Consider the following 2,398-nt stretch of genomic DNA (forward strand, 5'->3'; position numbering starts at 1 on the left):
CGGGCCGGGGAGCCGGTGGAGCCCGACGTGCCCAGCGCGAGGTCGGCGCGCCCGGCGAGGACGCCCGCCAGGGCTGCGCGCACGGCATCGACGCCGGCCCCGGCATCGATGGTGGTGGGGGTGCCCGGCGAGGGGGAGGGACGAAAGGTCACCGGCGGCTCAGTAGTACCAGGGGTGCGCCGACCAGTCCGGGTCGCGCTTCTCCAGGAAGGCCTCCTTGCCCTCCACCGCCTCGTCGGTCATGTACGCCAGGCGCGTGGCCTCCCCGGCGAAGACCTGCTGGCCCATGAGGCCGTCGTCGGCCAGGTTGAAGGCGAACTTCAGCATGCGCTGCGCCGTGGGCGACTTGCCCAGCACGTCGCGGGCCATGGCGATGCCCTCGCGCTCCAGCTCGGCGTGCTCGGCCACCAGGTTCACCGCGCCCATGCGGTGCATCTGCTCGGCGTCGTAGGTGCGGCCCAGGAAGAAGATCTCGCGGGCGAACTTCTGCCCCACCTGCTGGGCCAGGTAGGCCGAGCCGTACCCGGCGTCGAAGGAGCCCACGTCGGCATCGGTCTGCTTGAAGCGCGCGTGCTGGCGGGAGGCGATGGTGAGGTCGCACACCACGTGCAGGGAGTGCCCGCCGCCGGCCGCCCAGCCGCCCACCAGGCAGATGACCACCTTGGGCATGGTGCGGATGAGGCGCTGCACCTCGAGGATGTGCAGGCGACCGCCCTCGGCACGCACGCGGGCGGTGTCCACGCTGGAGGCGTCGGCGGCGGCGACGTCGCTGTCGTGGGAGGTGGCGTACTGGTAGCCGGAGCGGCCGCGGATGCGCTGGTCGCCGCCGGAGCAGAAGGCCCAGCCGCCGTCCTTGGGCGAGGGGCCGTTGCCAGTGAGCAGCACCACGCCCACGTCCGGGGAGCGGCGCGCGTGGTCCAGGGCGCGGTAGAGCTCGTCCACCGTGTGGGGGCGGAAGGCGTTGCGCACCTCCGGGCGGTCGAACGCGATGCGGACCACGCCGAGGGTGCTCGAGCCGTCACCCGTGCCGTCGGGGCCGCCGCGGCCCACCGCGGGCAGCGTGCTGCGGTGGTAGGTGATGTCGGTGAGCTCCTCGAAGCCGGGGACGGTGGCCCACGCGGTGGGGTCGAAGGGGCTCTCGGGCTGCTCGGTGCTCTGGGTCACGGGTCGATCGTAGGCGTCAGTACTCGTCGCGGCCGGGGTGGGCGAGCCACGCGGCGAAGGGGGCGTGCTCGGCATCGTGCGGGGTGCGGGTGAGGCGCAGCATCGAGGGGGGAGTCGGCGCACACGTCGCGGCGGATGGCGGCGTCGTCGAAGCCGGCGTCGGCGGCGTCCCGGGCGGGGGGCGGCGCGGATGGCGTCCACCTCGGCGTGGGCATGGGGCCGGTGTGGTGGGTGTCAACAGGTGGGGTGGGTCGCGGTCGGGCGGGTGTCGTTTCGTCCACATGTTCGATGATGGGGGTTGCGGGGCGGGTGTGGTGCTGCCATGATTGGAACATGTGAACGACCCGGTGGGTGGGTGTGTTCGATGTCGTGGTGTGCATCCGGGCAGGGGGTGGTGGTCGTGCGGCGGGAGTCCGATGGCCCGGTCGGTGGCGGTGGGGTGGTGCCCACCGCGGTGGGCGCGTTGGGTGCGGCGGTGGCCGCCCTGGAGGCGATGCGGGCCGCGGAGGTGGCCTTCCTCGACGCGGTCGGCCGGGTCCACGCCGAGGTCACCCGGGCGTGCGGGCAGGTCACCGATGGCGGGTTGGGGGCCGCGTGGCGCCGTGTGGACGTGGACGCCACGGTGGCTGACGAGCTGGTGTGTGCCACCGGCGAGTCGGGCCTGTTCGTGCGCGCGGTGGTCGACCTGGTCACCAGCGACCCCGCCCGGCTGGACTGCGGCAGGTCAGCGGTCATCCAGGGCCGGGCGTCGTTGCGCAGGGTGCTGGACTGGCACGCCGCCACCGACCACCTGCCCCAGGACGTGGCCGTCACGATCGGCCAGGAGGTGTTGACCCGGGGGTCGGACGGGTCCCCGCGCAGCGGGTCGTCGTTCCGACGGTTGCTGGGCCGCAGGGTGCGGCAGGCCGAGACCGCTGACCGGGCCGCGGCCCGTGCCAGGCGGACCACGGCGATCGCAGGCCGGGGCAGCTGGGCTCGGGCCGGTCAGGACGGGACCGGGTCGCTCACGGTGGTCGGTGAGGCCACCCGGGTGGCCGGTGCCTGGTCCCGGTTGGACAACGCGGCCCGCCGCGCGAAGGCCGCCGGCGACGCCCGTACCCTGGGCCAGCTCCGCTCGGACCTGCACCTGGACCTGCTGTTGGTCGGCCAGCTCCCCGACCACCCCAACACCGGCGCCAACACGACCCCGGTCCCGCCCCCGAGCGCGGGTGCGGCTGGGGGTGCGGGGAGTGGG

1 protein-coding gene and 1 pseudogene are annotated in these 2,398 nt (G+C 74.4%); one reads left to right on the plus strand and one right to left on the minus strand.

The genetic code is table 11. The features are described 5' to 3' along the window. Positions 1-159 precede the first annotated feature (159 nt). Complete coding sequence (locus tag HMPREF3099_RS06045; protein ID WP_070705166.1) at positions 160-1,164, minus strand: 1,4-dihydroxy-2-naphthoyl-CoA synthase; 1,005 nt, start codon at positions 1,162-1,164, stop codon at positions 160-162. 364 nt (positions 1,165-1,528) lie between these two features. On the opposite strand from HMPREF3099_RS06045, the pseudogene HMPREF3099_RS06050 reads away from it, so the two are divergent. Beyond that, a pseudogene (locus tag HMPREF3099_RS06050) lies at positions 1,529-2,398 on the plus strand (hypothetical protein); the annotation flags it as partial.

Origin of the sequence: Kytococcus sp. HMSC28H12 (genome assembly GCF_001816045.1) — a bacterium.
Lineage (GTDB): Bacteria > Actinomycetota > Actinomycetes > Actinomycetales > Dermatophilaceae > Kytococcus > Kytococcus schroeteri.